Source organism: Spiroplasma endosymbiont of Lasioglossum villosulum, assembly GCF_964020195.1.
Lineage (GTDB): Bacteria > Bacillota_I > Bacilli_A > Mycoplasmatales > VBWQ01 > Spiroplasma_E > Spiroplasma_E ixodetis_A.
The window spans coordinates 53,734-69,908 of sequence record NZ_OZ026539.1 but is presented as its reverse complement, the minus strand read 5'-3'; the positions used below and the strand labels follow the sequence as shown (position 1 = coordinate 69,908).

Annotated in this window: 16 protein-coding genes; 3 read left to right on the top strand and 13 right to left on the bottom strand. The window is 27.3% G+C overall.

The features are described from left to right. From AACK81_RS00360 to AACK81_RS00350, 3 genes are read right to left on the bottom strand one after another with little or no spacing between them, the layout of a single operon-like run. A complete protein-coding gene (locus AACK81_RS00360; RefSeq protein ID WP_338961672.1) occupies nt 1-2,658 on the bottom strand; it encodes a cation-translocating P-type ATPase in 2,658 nt (885 codons plus the stop codon). Between the two features lie 24 nt (nt 2,659-2,682). After that, nucleotides 2,683-3,558, bottom strand: coding sequence for an aldo/keto reductase (locus tag AACK81_RS00355; protein WP_338961669.1), 876 nt, complete (start codon nt 3,556-3,558; stop codon nt 2,683-2,685). A gap of 27 nt (nt 3,559-3,585) precedes the next feature. Beyond that, nucleotides 3,586-4,236 carry an NAD(P)-dependent oxidoreductase gene (locus AACK81_RS00350; protein ID WP_338961666.1) on the bottom strand — a complete coding sequence of 217 codons (651 nt, stop codon included), beginning with the start codon at nt 4,234-4,236 and terminating at the stop codon, nt 3,586-3,588. 402 nt (nt 4,237-4,638) lie between these two features. On the opposite strand from AACK81_RS00350, the gene AACK81_RS00345 reads away from it, so the two are divergent. Further along, entirely contained in the window at nt 4,639-4,875 is a 237-nt protein-coding gene (locus tag AACK81_RS00345) for a hypothetical protein (protein ID WP_338961665.1), read from the top strand. A 185-nt stretch (nt 4,876-5,060) separates the two neighbouring features. Then, entirely contained in the window at nt 5,061-5,279 is a 219-nt protein-coding gene (locus tag AACK81_RS00340) for a hypothetical protein (protein ID WP_338961663.1), read from the top strand. Nucleotides 5,280-5,334: 55 nt separating this feature from the next. Here the strand turns inward: AACK81_RS00340 and AACK81_RS00335 are convergent, their stop codons facing one another. The 7 genes from AACK81_RS00335 to AACK81_RS00305 all read right to left on the bottom strand — a co-directional run bounded on the left by AACK81_RS00335 (nt 5,335) and on the right by AACK81_RS00305 (nt 12,682). Beyond that, nucleotides 5,335-6,189 (bottom strand): hypothetical protein, encoded by an 855-nt coding sequence (locus tag AACK81_RS00335; RefSeq protein WP_338961661.1) that lies wholly within the window; start codon nt 6,187-6,189, stop codon nt 5,335-5,337. Next, nucleotides 6,155-6,802, bottom strand: a complete 648-nt coding sequence (locus tag AACK81_RS00330) for a nitroreductase family protein (RefSeq protein WP_338961659.1) — start codon at nt 6,800-6,802, stop codon at nt 6,155-6,157. Before AACK81_RS00330 ends, AACK81_RS00335 begins: the two co-directional genes overlap by 35 nt. A 102-nt stretch (nt 6,803-6,904) precedes the next feature. After that, nucleotides 6,905-8,161: an elongation factor Tu gene (gene tuf / locus AACK81_RS00325; RefSeq protein WP_338961656.1), complete on the bottom strand. Its 1,257-nt coding sequence runs from the start codon at nt 8,159-8,161 to the stop codon at nt 6,905-6,907. 103 nt (nt 8,162-8,264) lie between these two features. Further along, nucleotides 8,265-10,367 carry an elongation factor G gene (gene fusA / locus AACK81_RS00320; RefSeq protein ID WP_338961653.1) on the bottom strand — a complete coding sequence of 701 codons (2,103 nt, stop codon included), beginning with the start codon at nt 10,365-10,367 and terminating at the stop codon, nt 8,265-8,267. Between the two features lie 15 nt (nt 10,368-10,382). Further along, nucleotides 10,383-10,850 carry a 30S ribosomal protein S7 gene (gene rpsG, locus AACK81_RS00315; RefSeq protein ID WP_174481359.1) on the bottom strand — a complete coding sequence of 156 codons (468 nt, stop codon included), beginning with the start codon at nt 10,848-10,850 and terminating at the stop codon, nt 10,383-10,385. 14 nt (nt 10,851-10,864) lie between these two features. Continuing rightward, nucleotides 10,865-11,284: a 30S ribosomal protein S12 gene (gene rpsL, locus AACK81_RS00310; protein WP_252320120.1), complete on the bottom strand. Its 420-nt coding sequence runs from the start codon at nt 11,282-11,284 to the stop codon at nt 10,865-10,867. Nucleotides 11,285-11,473: 189 nt separating this feature from the next. Continuing rightward, nucleotides 11,474-12,682 (bottom strand): hypothetical protein, encoded by a 1,209-nt coding sequence (locus tag AACK81_RS00305; RefSeq protein ID WP_338961651.1) that lies wholly within the window; start codon nt 12,680-12,682, stop codon nt 11,474-11,476. A 254-nt stretch (nt 12,683-12,936) separates the two neighbouring features. Between AACK81_RS00305 and AACK81_RS00300 the strand changes: the two genes are divergently transcribed. Further along, nucleotides 12,937-13,218, top strand: a complete 282-nt coding sequence (locus AACK81_RS00300) for an HU family DNA-binding protein (protein WP_174481356.1) — start codon at nt 12,937-12,939, stop codon at nt 13,216-13,218. Between the two features lie 183 nt (nt 13,219-13,401). On the opposite strand, the gene AACK81_RS00295 is transcribed toward AACK81_RS00300, so the two are convergent. The 3 genes from AACK81_RS00295 to AACK81_RS00285 form a co-directional block, all read right to left on the bottom strand. Further along, nucleotides 13,402-14,985 (bottom strand): MATE family efflux transporter, encoded by a 1,584-nt coding sequence (locus AACK81_RS00295; protein ID WP_338961649.1) that lies wholly within the window; start codon nt 14,983-14,985, stop codon nt 13,402-13,404. Nucleotides 14,986-15,204: 219 nt separating this feature from the next. Beyond that, nucleotides 15,205-15,537, bottom strand: a complete 333-nt coding sequence (locus AACK81_RS00290) for a hypothetical protein (RefSeq protein WP_338961647.1) — start codon at nt 15,535-15,537, stop codon at nt 15,205-15,207. Between the two features lie 250 nt (nt 15,538-15,787). After that, nucleotides 15,788-16,147, bottom strand: coding sequence for a hypothetical protein (locus tag AACK81_RS00285; protein WP_338961645.1), 360 nt, complete (start codon nt 16,145-16,147; stop codon nt 15,788-15,790). Nucleotides 16,148-16,175: the final 28 nt, after the last annotated feature.

Here is a 16,175-nt window from a genome sequence, read left to right as displayed (position 1 = left end):
TTATTTAACTTTTACTTTATTTTGTTCTTTTTTAATTAATTTATTAACTAAAAGTCTAATTCCTTTATACACTTCTAATAATCACATTGATATTGTTGATAAAGCAATACAAAGTAATCAATCAACTACCCGAAAACCAGCACCAATACCAAAAGCATTGCTAACAACAGGTGTAAAAATAATAAAAGTATTAATAGCAAAAGCACTAATCGCCGCAACTCAAATATATTTATTTTTTCAAGTAATCTTATTAAAAATACTTGTATTAGCACCTGAAACAAAAGAAAATGCATAAAAAACAGGAACATTAGTCATTATAACAAAAACAAAACCTTCACTATTATTTTCACGTAAAATTTGAGGTAAAAAATGAAAAGCTAATAGTAATAAGGTACTTAATATTATACTAACAATACAAATAAATCCTCAACTACCAGTAAGAATTCTATTATTCCGTTTCGTTGGTTTTCTAAGCATTAAATCAGGGTTATTAGGTCCCATTGACATTGGAATTGCAATAACAGATTCAACAATTAAATTAATTCATAAAATTTGAATTGGTTGCAATAATTCATTTCATCCAAAAATAGCACCAATAACAATTGAAAATACTTGGGCCATATTAGTAATTAAAATAAAAATAACAATTCTTTTAATTTTACTGTAAATATTGCGTCCTTCTTCAATAGCATCAACAATAGTAGCAAAATTATCATCAGTTAATACTATTTGTGAAGATTCTTTAGCAACATCAGTTCCCATAATACCCATCGCTACTCCAATATCTGCCGCTTTTAAACTAGGAGCATCATTAACACCATCACCAGTCATCGAAACAACCTTATTATGACTCTGCAATGCTTTAACAATCTTAACTTTATGTTCAGGAGAAACACGAGCAAAAACTCGATATTGATTAATATTAGCATTAAATGATTCTTCTGGAATATCATCAATCGTATTACCACTAAGTGCTTGTGTTTTATTTTCAATGAAACCTAATTCTTGACCAATAGCAACAGCAGTATTTAAATGATCACCAGTAATCATAATTGTATCAATACCTGCTTTTTTAGTTTTAACTAAAGAATCTTTAACTTCGTTTCTTGGTGGATCAATCATTCCAACTAATCCTAAAAAAGTTAAATTACTTTCAATTTCACTAATATTACTATAATCTTTCGTATTATTAACAGTTTTATAACTTGCTCCCAAAACACGTAATGCTGAATTTGACATTTCTTCCATACTTGCAATTATTTCTTTTTTAATTTGTGCAGTTAATACTACCCTTTCATTATTAATAAGCGCATGAGTACAAATATTAATCATATTATCAACCGCACCTTTAACAAAAACATAAGTTTCTTTATCGTATTCATTAATTGTTGACATTAATTTACGATTGGAATCAAAAGGTATTTCATGAACTCGAGTATGTTTATCACTAAGTGCCTTTGTTGGAAACTTTAATGTTTCTGATCAATTAATAAGTGCTGCTTCCGTTGGATCACCAATAGTTTTATTTTTACTAACTTCACTATTATTACATAATACTAAACAATCTAAAAATAATTGTTCTTGCTTAGTTTTCTTTTTAAAGTCATTACTATCATTAACTGATTTTGTTAAATAATATTTTTTAACAGTCATTTTATTTTGTGTTAAAGTTCCGGTTTTATCAGAACAAATAATATCAACTTGACCTAATGTTTCAACAGCAGGTAAATGTTTAACAATAGCATGTTTTTTTGCCATTCTTGAACTTCCCAGTGATAATGAAACGGTAACAATAACTTGCAAACCTTCAGGTATTACTGCTATTGTTAAAGCAATTCCAAAAATTAAAGCATTAATAGCAGGTACTTTAATTAAGAAAAATTGTAATAAAAACATAGCTAAACCTAATAATAAAGCAAAAACCGAAATTATTCTAATTAAAAAAGACATTTGTCGCGTTAATGGTGATTTAGGTTTTTTTTCTTCTTGTAATAACTTAGTTATTTTTCCAATTTCAGAAGTTTTTGCTGTTGCATAAACTAAACCAAGACCACTACCTGTCGCAATAGAAGTAGACATAAAAACAAGATTAGTTCTTTCACCAATTGATAATTTTTCTTCAGTTAATGCTTCAGTAGTTTTACTAATTAAGGTTGATTCACCAGTTAAAAGTGATTCATTAGTACGTAAATTATAAGACTGAATAATACGCAGATCAGCAGGTACAAACATTCCCGCATCTAAATAAACCAAATCACCTACCACTAAATCTTTAGCATCAATATCGTATTTATTACCATTACGAATTACTACTGCTTGTGAAGAAACTAATTTCTTTAAAGAGTCCAAAGAAGCTGCAGCTTTTACTTCTTGATAAGTAGCCAAAGTAGCATCAACAATTACAATTAAAAAAACAACTAATGCTTCTTGTCATTGACCAATAACAGTAGCAATAATTGCTAATGCAATTAATACTAAAACAAATGGTTCAATAAAATGTGCTAAAACTATTTTTCAAATTGGTTTTTTTTTCGTAACTGGTAATTGATTAGGTCCTGTTTCTATTAGCAATTGAGCTGCGGCTTCTTCAGTTAAACCTGTAACAAAATTAGTATTTAATTTTTTTGCTAATTCCTTAGTTGAATCATTTCAAATCACAATTATTTAACCCCCTTTTTAAATTTAATCCATCATAATTCCTTTTCAAAATTTTTTATCATTAGATTGTGGCCCTAAAGCAGTTTGTGGTAATTTTTGAATTTTTAACATCTCTTCTTCTGTTAGTTGAAAACCCCCAATATCGGGATTACTAATAATTCGCTCTGGATTAGTTGATTTAGGAATAACTACTTGACCCAATTGTCAAGCTCATCTTAAAGCAATGTGACTAGTAGTAACCTTGTATTTATTTGCTAATTCTTGTAATAATGGTATTTCATCTGCTCTACCACCTAGCATTGTTCTTCATGAAGTAACAGCAATATTATTCTCGTAACAAAAATCTATTGTGTTTTTTTGATTAAAACCAGGATGTGTTTCAATTTGATTAATTGCTGGTTTTATTTTTATTTTTTTTAAAAAATCTTTCAATTGTGAACTATTAAAATTTGAAACACCAATTGCCCTAACTTTACCATATTCATAAAATTCTTCTAAGGCTCTTCAACATTCAAAACTTTGTTTAGTTGGTCAATGAATTAAACATAAATCTAAATAATCTAGTTTTAAACGATTCAGGATACCACGCAAAGCATCTTTAGTAAGTTCATATTCATGATTGTCATTTCAAATTTTAGAAGTAATAAATAAATCTTCCCTTTTAACTTCTGGATTTTCTGCTAAAAAATCTTTAATTGCATTCCCAATTATCTCCTCGTTTTTATAATATTCTGCAGTATCAATATGACGATAACCATTTTGCAAAGCACAAATTACTAAATTATAAATAGATTTACTATCAACCATTAAATATGTACCTAATCCAAATTGAGGAATTTTGACACCATTATTTAAAGTTATCGTTTTTTGTAAAATTTGTTCTTTTGTAAGTTTTAACATTTGTCTAATATCCTTTCAAACAAAATATTAATTATAACCCGCTGTAAAACGTTTTTTAATAAATTTTTGTTCTTTAATCTCATTAATAATAGCAATTGCTGCATCACCATAACTAATTTCACTTTTTCCTTCTTTATTAACAATTAAGTGATTGTTACCAATTTTAAATTTGTCTAAAGTTGGTAATTCTGGGTCATAGTATAAAGAAGGGCTAAAATATGTTCAATTAATGTCACTGCTACGATAAGTATCTAATGCTTGAACTTGTTGTTGTGCATGCTCTTTTCATGCTTCAGGAAATGCAATTGTTTCTACTAATATTTCATTCTTATCATTTAACAAACTACCAGCACCACCAACAATTAATAACCTTTTAATATTTTGACATTCATGCATGATAGTAATTAAGTTTTTAGCAACTTGCTGATGAATATTTTGGGGATTATCAATAGTAGGGCCGTAAGCACTAATTAAAATATCAACATCATTAACAACCGCTTTAATACTACTTTTATTAGTAAGATCAGCTTTTTTAATGGTCAATCGATTATCATTATTAAGAATTGGCATTTTAATAAGATTTCTAGTAATGGCAACAACTTGATATCCCTGTTTTAAAGCTTCTTTAGTTAAGGCAAGTCCTGATTTTCCTGATGCTCCAATAATTCCAATTTTCATAGTTAGTACTCCTTTTCAAACTTAATTTTAACGAAGAGTCAACAATATACTATAGTAATTATAACATAAGTACACCTTATATTAGGTATTAGTTTGGGTGTTAGTAAATCATAAAATTATGATTTTAATTTATAATATTGCTACTTTTACTTATAATTTTACAATTATATATAATAATTTAATTACAAAAATATTTTTAAAAAAGATAAAAAAATGATATTATTAATAATAATTTATTAAATGTTCATTACTAATATAGATATTTTTATCTATATTAGTTTTTTTAATTTTATTAAATTATTTTAAAAAAAATAAAGATAAATATTGAAATTTAAAATTTACTATATGTTTATTTTTAAAATAAAGTCTTTATTCAAAAAACAAAAAGATGAAGGAGAAAATATGTTATTTAAAGAAAATACAGAAAATTCAAATGTTACATTTTGTATTAAAAATCCTACTGTAAAATATGAATTTCAATTACATCAAGATAATAACCCATTAGAAATTGAAACACTAGAAAAAGTAACAGTAACTTGTCATCGCGATGATTATATTATTACAGGAGTTATTGGTGAACATTGAGTTGTTAACCAAAAAAATTTAAAACTACTTATATTCCGGTTATTAATAATATAAGTAAGGGGGAAGCTTGAGCAAATCCCGATTCTAAAATAAAAATAGTTAATCTTAATAAAGATAATAAAAGCGGAGAATTATCACTACCTTGGGGTCCAAATGGTACTAAAAAAGAAGTAAAATATACTAAAGAAGATGTTTTAATTTGAGATGAAGATGGATATTGATATCCTTGCAAAAAATCAGTGTTTGAAAATACTTATTTAATTAGTCAATCTAAAACAGAACTTGAAAAACAATTTCAAAATTTACTTAAATTAACAAATAATAATGATAATTTAGAAACTCAAGATGTAAGTTCAAATAGTGAAACAAGATTGAATGTTAATGAAATTAATAATTTAATGCCTTTATCAACAAATACAACAATATATAATTCACAAATACCAAAAAATTTGAACTAAAAAAATAAAATTTAATAAAAAATATTAATTTAAATAATTAATATTTTTTATTTTCTTAATATTTATCACAAAAAGTATAAAGTAATGATAAGATTGCAGCGCCAATTAAAACATCATTTTGATTATGATTTGCTACTTGCGTAGTAAAACTAGGTAATAAACAAATATTATTAAAAAAATATTGATCAATAATTCTTCCAATATTATTATTTGTTAATGAAAATTGTTCTTTTAATATTTTACAATAATCATTATTATTTTTAATTAGTATTGAAGTTTTTTTACTAGCACCAACATCAAGATGTAAACCTTTTTTATATAAAGGTAAATTTAAAACTTGATCATTATTTCAAATATCATATAAATCAAAAATTTTATGTTTTTGAAAAAAATAACTAACTTTATTTTTGAATTTACTTTCATCATTATGATAACTCAAATAGTTTTTTAACATTAATATTTCAGTTCTGGCACCAAGTAAAATCAAAGATTTAATGTTATATTTTAATAACTTATTAGTTAAAAATTTAAAAAACTGTTGTTGATGTTTAACAAGTTTTAAATCTTCATTTAAAATATTTGGTTGTGGAATAACAGTTTTAACGAATAAATGTAACTTTTTATTTTGTAAATTACTAACACTTAAATCTTCTTTTTTATTAATAATTAATAATGCAATTGAAAAAATTTTTTCAAAATCATGAGCATACGAATTGTTCTTTTTTTTATGTAATAAATTACGAAAAGTCTCAAAATCAAAAATAAGAATTGGATATTCAATCTTATCTAAAAATTTACCAATAACATTAATATTTAATTCAATATCTAAGTTATTTATTTTTAATTTTTCCATTGCAATACCTTTTCTAATACATTTATTTGATAAGAGTACTGATTTCACTAACTTCATTTTTAATAATTTTAGTTTTTGATGGATAACCATAACCAGCAGACACTAAAATTGTAACATGATACTTATTAGGTTCAATAATCTTATTTGATTCTAAGTAAGTTAATAATTGTTGTTCATTAAAACCACCTAATACAACATTATCAATTTCATGAGCAGTTAATAATAATAAAAGGTTTTGTAATAAAATAAAAGTTTGACATTGTGCCCAATGATTTATTTGTGTTTTTTTGTCATGATCAAAGAAATTATTAAATGTTGATTTATAAATTTCGTATTGTGGTTTTGTTAAATTACGTCTTTTCATAACAGTATCAACAAATCATTGATTACTAGTATTGAAATTTTCACCACTATAACTTAATAAAATAAATAAATGTGAACAAGTACTAACTTGTTGTTGATTATTTATGATTGGTTGCAATTGTGCTTTAATTTTAGAATTACTAATAACTAAAATTTTTCATGGTTCTAAACCATATGAAGATGGGGTATGACGCACATAGTTAAGAATATCGTTAATTTTACTATCACTAATAACTTTACTAGGATCATAATTACGAATTGATTTACGATTTAAAATTAGACTTTCCAGTTCTTTAACATAAGGCATTGATTTGTCATCTCTTTTCTATAAATTAATTTTACTACTAAAATATTTTTAATCAAAAATCTTTATTCTCTTTTGAGAATAAAGATTTTTGATTAAATGTGATTATTCAATAACTTCAGTAACTTGTCCGGCTCCAACAGTTCTTCCACCTTCACGGATTGAGAATTGAGTACCTTTCTCAAGGGCAACTGGGTGAATTAATTCAACAGTAATAGTAACGTTATCACCTGGCATAATTAATTCCGATTTTTCACCTTTATTAATAAAGTTTCCCATACTTCCTGTAACATCAGTTGTACGAAAATAAAATTGTGGTCGATATCCCGGATTAAATGAAGTATGACGTCCACCTTCTTCTTTAGTTAGAATATAAACTTCACCTTTAAATTTAGTATGTGGAGTAACTGATCCTGGTTTAGCAATAACTTGTCCACGTTGAATATCTTCACGTTTAACTCCACGTAATAATACTCCAACGTTATCACCAGCTTGTGCTTCATCTAATAATTTTCTGAACATTTCAATACCAGTAACAACAACTTTTTTAAGACCTTTGTTAATACCAATAATATCAATTTCATCATTAACTTTTAAAGTTCCACGTTCAATTCTTCCAGTAGCTACTGTTCCACGTCCAGTAATAGTGAAAACATCTTCAACAGCTAATAATACTGGTTTATCAACTTCTCTTTTTGGTGTTGGGATTCATTCATCCATTGCTGTTAATAATTCTTTAATTTTTGCTTCTCATTCTTTTTTACCATCTAATGCTCCTCTTGCAGAACCACGAATAATTGGTGTATCATCACCTTCAAATTCATACTTAGTTAGTAATTCACGAATTTCCATTTCAACAAGTTCTAATACGTCATCGTCTACACTTTCCATATCACACTTATTTAAGAATACAACAATTTTTTTAACTCCAACTTGACGTGCCAATAGAATGTGTTCACGTGTTTGTGGCATTGGACCATCAGTTGCAGAAACAACTAACACTGAACCATCCATTTGAGCTGCACCTGTAATCATATTTTTAATGTAGTCAGCGTGACCTGGACAGTCAACGTGTGCATAGTGACGAGTTGGTGTTTCATATTCAACGTGAGCTGTATTAATAGTAATACCACGTGCTTTTTCTTCTGGAGCAGCATCGATAGAAGCATAGTCCTTAAACATACCTTTATATCCATCTGCTTCATGTTTTGAACAATAACTAGTAATTGCAGCAGTTAATGTTGTTTTTCCGTGATCAACGTGACCAATTGTTCCAACATTAACGTGCGGTTTTGTACGTTCAAATTTTTGTTTTGGGCCTGTTGATACAGGCTTTGATTTTTTTACTTCTTTTTCTGCCATTTTTGTTTCCTCCTTGGAAATAATTAATACTTATTTTTATTTAATTAAATTAAACACTAAGATAATTTTAAAGTAAAGTTATTATACTTTCAATTAAATTATTTTATTTTTTAGTAATTCTTCCTTTTTGATATTTACCAGCAACTGCTTCAGCAACTGATTTTGGTGCTTCTTCATAGTGTGAAAAAGACATTGTATATGTTCCGCGTCCTTGGGTCATTGAACGTAATTCAGTAGCATAACCAAACATTTCAGATAAAGGCACTTTAGCTTTAACAACTTTACTATTACCACGCATTTCATCTGCTTCGATAGTACCTCTTTTACCAGAAATTTTACCAACAATAGAACCATAATATTCATCTGGAATAATAACTTCAACATTCATAATTGGTTCTAATAATACTGGTTTTAATAAATCTTTATTATCTTGTAAAGATTTAGAAGCTGCAATATTAAAGGCACGTTCTGAAGAGTCAACAGGGTGGAATGAACCATCATATAATGTTGCTTTAACGTCAATAACTGGATATCCTGCAATTAAACCATTAGCTAATGATTCAATTAATCCTTCTTGTACTGGTTTAATGTATTCACGTGGCACTTTACCACCAACAATTTTATCAACAAACTCGAATCCTTTATCTGGATTTGGTTCAAATTTAATAATAACATGTCCATATTGGCCGCGACCACCTGATTGATGAATATATTTACCCTCAGCGCGTTCACAAACTGCTTTAATTGTTTCACGATAAGCAACTTGTGGATTTCCAATGTTAGTTGCTACTTTAAATTCACGTTTTAAACGATCAGTTAAGATGTCTAAATGCAGTTCTCCCATTCCTGAAATAATTGTCTGTCCTGTTTCTTTATCTGATGAAACACGGAATGTTGGATCTTCTTCTGCAAGTTTTTGTAAACCTAAACTCATTTTTTCTTGATCAGCTTTTGTTTTAGGTTCAAGCGCTAATGAAATAACTGGTTCTGGAAATACCATTTTTTCTAAAATAACTTCATGTTTTTCATCACATAATGTATCACCAGTAGTTGTATCTTTTAAACCAACAATAGCAGCAATGTCACCAGCATAAACCTTTTTAATTTCGGCACGACTATTGGCATGCATTTGTAAAATTCGACCAACACGCTCTTTTTTTTCTTTAGTTGAGTTTAATACATAACTACCAGATTCTAATGTTCCCGAATATACTCTAAAAAAAGTTAATCTTCCAACAAAAGGGTCAGTCATGATCTTAAATGCTAACGCTGAGAAAGGTTCTTCATCACTAGAATAACGTTCTACTTCTTTTAATGAAACAGGTAATATTCCTTTAATTGCAGGTACATCTAATGGTGAAGGCAAGTAATCAATAACTGCATCTAACATTAATTTAACACCTTTATTTTTAAAGGCACTACCACATAATACTGGGAAAAACTCAGCAGCAATTGTTGCTTTACGAATTACTGTCTTAATTTCAGCAACAGTTACTTCTCCTTCAGCATATTTCATAAAGAAATCATCATCAAAGTGAGAAAGTGCTTCTAATAATTCCTCACGTCTACTTGCAATAACATCTTTAAGTTCTTCAGGAATTGCAATTTCTTTATAATCCTCATTTGGTTTACCATCAAAATGGTATGCTTTCATCTCAATTATATCAATAATTCCATCAAAAGCATCTTCTGCACCAATTGGTCATTGAATTGCATGAGCATTAGCACCAAGACGATCTTTTAATGTTTGAATTGAATGAGCAAAGTCAGCCCCAATTTTATCCATTTTATTTGCAAAAACAATTCTTGGTACATTATACCTAGTTGCTTGATTTCAAACAGTTTCGGTTTGTGGTTCAACTCCAGTTTGCGCGTCTAATACAGCAACTGCTCCGTCTAAAACTCTTAATGAGCGTTCAACTTCAACAGTAAAATCAACGTGACCCGGAGTATCAATAATATTTATTCGATTATTTCTTCAAACAGCAGTTGTTGCAGCTGAAGTAATAGTAATACCACGTTCTTGTTCTTGTTCCATTCAGTCCATAGTTGCGGCACCTTCATGTACCTCACCAATTTTATGAATTTTACCAGTATGATATAAAACTCTTTCTGTTGTTGTAGTTTTACCAGCATCAATATGAGCCATAATTCCAATATTTCTAGTATTTGCTAGTGAATATTCTCGACCTGATTTTTCTGCCATTTTCTCTCTCCTTTATTATCATTTATAGTGAGCAAAGGCTTTATTAGCTTCAGCCATACGATGAATTTCATCACGTTTTTTAATTGATGAACCATTACCAGTAGCAGCATCCATAATCTCAGCTGCAAGTTTATCTTGCATACTATTACCATATCTTGCTTGTGAATAAGAAACTAATCAACGAATTGCTAAAGTTATCTTACGAGTAGCACTAACTTCAATAGGAACTTGATAGTTTGCACCACCAATTCTTCGAGTTTTAATTTCTAATTGTGGTGTAATATTAGCAATTGCCTTTTCAAATACTTCTAATGGTACTTGTTGGGTTTTTTCTCCAACAATTTTAAAAGAATTATAAACAATTTTTTGAGCTACACTTTTTTTACCATCAATCATAATGGCGTTAATTAATTGAGTAACAATTTTTGAATCATAAATTGGATCAGCAACTAATTCTCTTTTAATAGCTTGATTTTTACGCATTTAGTTTTACCTCCTTATTTCTTATCTTTTGGTTTTTTAGTTCCGTATTTAGAACGACCTTGATTACGATTTACTACTCCGGCAGTATCAGAATACCCACGAATAACATGGTATCTAACTCCAGGTAAATCTTTAACTCTCCCACCACGGATTCCAACAATAGCATGTTCTTGCAAATTATGACCTTCTCCAGAAATATAAGCAGTAACTTCCATACCGTTAGTTAAACGAGCACGAACAATTTTTCTTAAAGCTGAGTTAGGTTTTTTTGGTGTTCTTGTAGTAACTACAAGCGCTACACCTTTTTTTTGCGGACTGCTAATTGAAGAAGTTGTTTTTGTTAATGAATTATATGAAACATTTAACGCTGGTGATTTAGATTTGTATTTTTTATCTGTACGTCCTTTACGTAATAGTTGGTTCATTGTTGGCATTAATCGTTAGCCTCCTTTATGATTTTAAAGAATTAATTATATACACAATTCCTAGTGTATCAAAATTTAGTCCAATAAGTATAATACCAGTTTTTAATAGTAATAGTCAAATAAATTTTGAAAAATAATTAGAAAAAAATGACACAATTTAAATTGTGTCATTTTAATTATAATAAAATATTATATTTCTTATTCGTGTGCTGTTACACCAGTTAATTTAACAGCAACTGCAACATCTTTTGATTGCCCAAGTGTAACTTTAATATTAACTGTAATATCTCCTACAGTTAAATCTGTATCTTCTTTATCAAAAGTAAATGTTGCTTCACTAGCTTTATCTTCATCAGTAACTTTTTTAATTGCTGCTGTAATAATATCTTTAGCATCACTTTGTTTTTGTGAATCATTTAATGATTTACCATCAACACCTTTTTCTAAAGCTGCTTTAATATCAGTTGTAACTTCAATATCTGTCTTTTTATGTGCTGTTACACCAGTTAATTTAACAGCAACTGCAACATCTTTTGATTGCCCAAGTGTAACTTTAATATTAACTGTAATATCTCCTACAGTTAAATCTGTATCTTCTTTATCAAAAGTAAATGTTGCTTCACTAGCTTTATCTTCATCAGTAACTTTTTTAATTGCTGCTGTAATAATATCTTTAGCATCACTTTGTTTTTGTGAATCATTTAATGATTTACCATCAACACCTTTTTCTAAAGCTGCTTTAATATCAGTTGTAACTTCAATATCTGTCTTTTTATGTGCTGTTACACCAGTTAATTTAACAGCAACTGCAACATCTTTTGATTGCCCAAGTGTAACTTTAATATTAACTGTAATATCTCCTACAGTTAAATCTGTATCTTCTTTATCAAAAGTAAATGTTGCTTCACTAGCTTTATCTTCATCAGTAACTTTTTTAATTGCTGCTGTAATAATATCTTTAGCATCACTTTGTTTTTGTGAATCATTTAATGATTTACCATCAACACCTTTTTCTAAAGCTGCTTTAATATCAGTTGTAACTTCAACATCTGTCTTTTTATGTGCTAATGTAAATGTAATAGTTATTGAATCACCATTATAAATTTTACCATCAGGAGTAACTACTGCACTAGTAATTGGATCTCCCTCTTTTTCAGGAGTATTAACTTTAACTGTAATACCATTTAAATCAATGTTTTTATTTTCTGGAACTGCTTTAATAGCTTCTTTAAGTTCTTTCTCAGTTGGTTTAGTAATATCAACAACTGAAATTGGATCTAATTCTTTCTTTTTTAATACTGTATCTAAATTAACTACAGTTTGATCACCACAAGCTACAACTGAAGTAGTAGCTACTGTTGTTAGGGCTAATGCACCCATAAGTCTTAATAAATTTTTCATTTGCATATCTTAGTACCTCCGAAATAGTTATTTACTTATTTTTTGAATTTTAACATACAAGAAAATGAATGTAAAGATTTTTTGCTTTGCACATGTTAATTAACATATAAATTTATATATTCAAATCTTATTTTTTTACTAGTCTTTAATTTTCATTAAATAAGGTTTTTTTAAAAAATGTTATATAATAATAAGTATCATTTAAAGCATGTTTTTATAGCATACTTATGGTAATTGGTGAAGAAAGGGTTGAAAATTTTATGCAAAAAAGTCAGATAGCACGAGCTGTACAAAAAAAATTAGAATTATCAGAAAAAGAATACAAAGAAGTGTTAGAATTTATCTTAGATAAAATTGCTACTGCTTTAATTAAAGGAGAAAAAGTAACACTACGTAACTTTGGAACTTTTACTATTAAATACCGCAAAGCTCGACCGGGAGTAAATCCACAAAATTCAGAACCGATGGCTATTCCTAGAAAGCGAGTAGTTAAATTTAATTCTTGTAAAGCATTAAAAAAGAGAGTTAATGAAGGTAAATAAATATTTTATTTTAGAAATGACTTCAATCAAATATAGATTGTATATTCATTCCTTTTAATTTGTAAAATTAACAACCTTTTTTAATCTTAAATAATTAAAAAATACTCTGTTTTAAATGAGTATTTTTTACTTTCTTCATATATTAATATTAAGATATATTTTTATTAACTACTTTTTTTTCTGTTAAATTAGATATTTGCTTTTTTTATCTTTAGTTGTATGAATAAATGGTTTAGATTTTCAAAATGTATAAATTAATAATGGTAATAATATAAAAGCAGCAAATAAATCAATAAAGCCAAGAAATAAATAAAAATAAAAACCATTATGAGAAACATGTGCAACATAATATCCTAAACCTAAACAAATAATTGGCATTATAATTGTTCGTTGTAAACTAGCAAATAATGACAATTTACCACGATTAATTGATTGATAGAAAATAACAGCAACATAATGTAGTGTAGCTAATGGATAAAAAGCAAACTGCATAATAATATAAACTTTAAAGAATCTTGCCATTTCTAAATCTACGCCAAAGAAATGCATCATATATTGCCCCGCTATTACTACTAATAATACTGAAGCAATTAGCAACAATAAAAGTAATAAAGTTAAACGTCACATCAATTGTCAAACACGACTAAAGTCCTTTGAACCATAAACATAGCCAATTAATGCTCTTGCTCCCTGCGTAATTCCAATAATAGGTGCATTAATTAAAATTAACCAAGGCATAATACCACCATATAATTGAACAAAAACCGGAATACCAGTACTTCCCCCACCATGATAGTCTGGAGGTGGTAATGTATTTAAAATTTTAGTAGTAACCATTGCCAAAATACTTTGGGCAATATTTTGTAATAAAGAAGTTGCACCAATTAATAAAATGCCCGTTACTATTACTCATTTAAGTTTTAAGTGTGCTACTTTAAATCTTAAATTATAGGCACTATATCAAATAATACCTATTGAAAATAAATTAATGCTTGCTCAAGCAATAATAGTTGCATATGCAGTGCCTTCCATTCCTAATTTACCAGGAATAACAAAAATAAAATCTAAAGATATATTTACTAAACAAGCCGCAACATTAATTAAAATTGTTCATAACATCATTCCTTCACTACGTAATAATGAAACTAAAAAATAAGCAAAAAAAAGTAATGGTGTAGCAAGAATTAAAATTTGCGAAAATCTAACTGCTTCTTTAATTATTATTTCCCTAATTATTGGATTACTTCCAACATCACTTCCAGCTTGAAATTCAATAATACTCTGACAACTAAAATACATAATGATCATAAGAACAATAGAAACTAAAAAAGATAATAAAAATCCATTTCCTAAATATTCTGACATTTGTTCTCGTTTATTTTGACCATATGCAATCGAAAACTTAATACCTGTTCCAGTTGCAACCATTAAGGCAAAGGAAACCATCATTGAAGAAGGAACAGCAGCATAAGTAGTAGCAATATTAATAATTTTTAATGCTTGTTCAGCAGTTATCATTATTCCTGAATTTTGATAATTATTATAACGATCAATAATACTTTGTCCACCTCATTGTGTAGCAATTCATTTATCAAAAATTTGATAAGTAGAAAAAATAATTACAGCAATTAAAGGTGGTGTGACCATAATAAAGATTGCTTTTCATGGATTTGCCGTGCTAAAAATAGCTTGTCTTTTCAACTTGTTTATTGAATTTCTTTCTGTTCGTTTATTGAGAGTAACTTTAGCAAGATTTTCTTTTTCCATAATATTATCCTTTCTAACAAAATTAATCTAATTAATATTATATTTTATAAAAGCTCATAGCTAAAATATCTATTGCTGTCACAAATAAAAAACATGTTTAGTATTTTAAAAAATGTTAGAAGAAAAAAATTAAAATATAAATTTTTATAAAAAATATAATTACATTATAACCTAATAATAAATAAATATTTAAAAATAATCTCTTTAATTTATTTTTATTTAAAAACTATCATTACTTTCAATTGAAAAAACAATTGGTATTTTATTAGTTTTTCACTTAGTTCCTGTATGAAAATCAGGAGTAATAATAACATAAACCATACCAACTTGTTGATAATAGTTATTAATTACATGTTTAGCAAATTTATCACTAAAATATTGAATTGTGAAATTACCAGTTAAAGGATCGCTCTTTAATTGATTAGAAGTATTAATAACATTCTTATTAATTTGTTGATATGTTAAATTAGGATTAACAATAATTGGATCCATTCCTGATAAATCATTAATTGTATTTAAATCAGAACGCTTATCTGTTAAAGTTACTTTCAAAATGGCTGTTGTTCCTGTTCAATAAGGATCATTAACATCTGCTGTAATTTTAACTCAAATATCACCAGCAACCTGTTCTTCATCATCTGCTGCTACTTTTCCTTCTTCATCACTAAAATAATTAACAGTAAAACCAACTGCTAACTTATTTTTTCAAATAAAGATGGTTGATTATAAAATGAGGAAAATCGTTAATAATTAAAAGATAATAATTATTTTATTATAAGAGAAAAAGATTAATTATAATAATTTAATGAATAATTGCTTTCTTTTTTTCTATAGCAAATACTTTAAATTTAAATAGTTTTACATACTGTCTTGATAAAAAAGCACAAAAGAAAATTAAAATTAACATCTTAACAAATGAGTAAATTATAGTAACAAAAAAATTATTATTTACAAATTCCACTGCTCTTCTAGCAACATTTAATCCAAATATTAAGCGCAATAATAAACCTGTCATAAATTCAACACTAATTACTTTATTAAAAGCAATATGGAAAAATAAAATAAAAGTAGTACCATGAAATAAAAAGGCTAAAATTTTATTATAATTAATATTTAACATAATAAAAGGAATAAATAAAAATAAAGCTTGCAAAATTTCCATAATATCTCAATAAATTAAAGGAAAATAA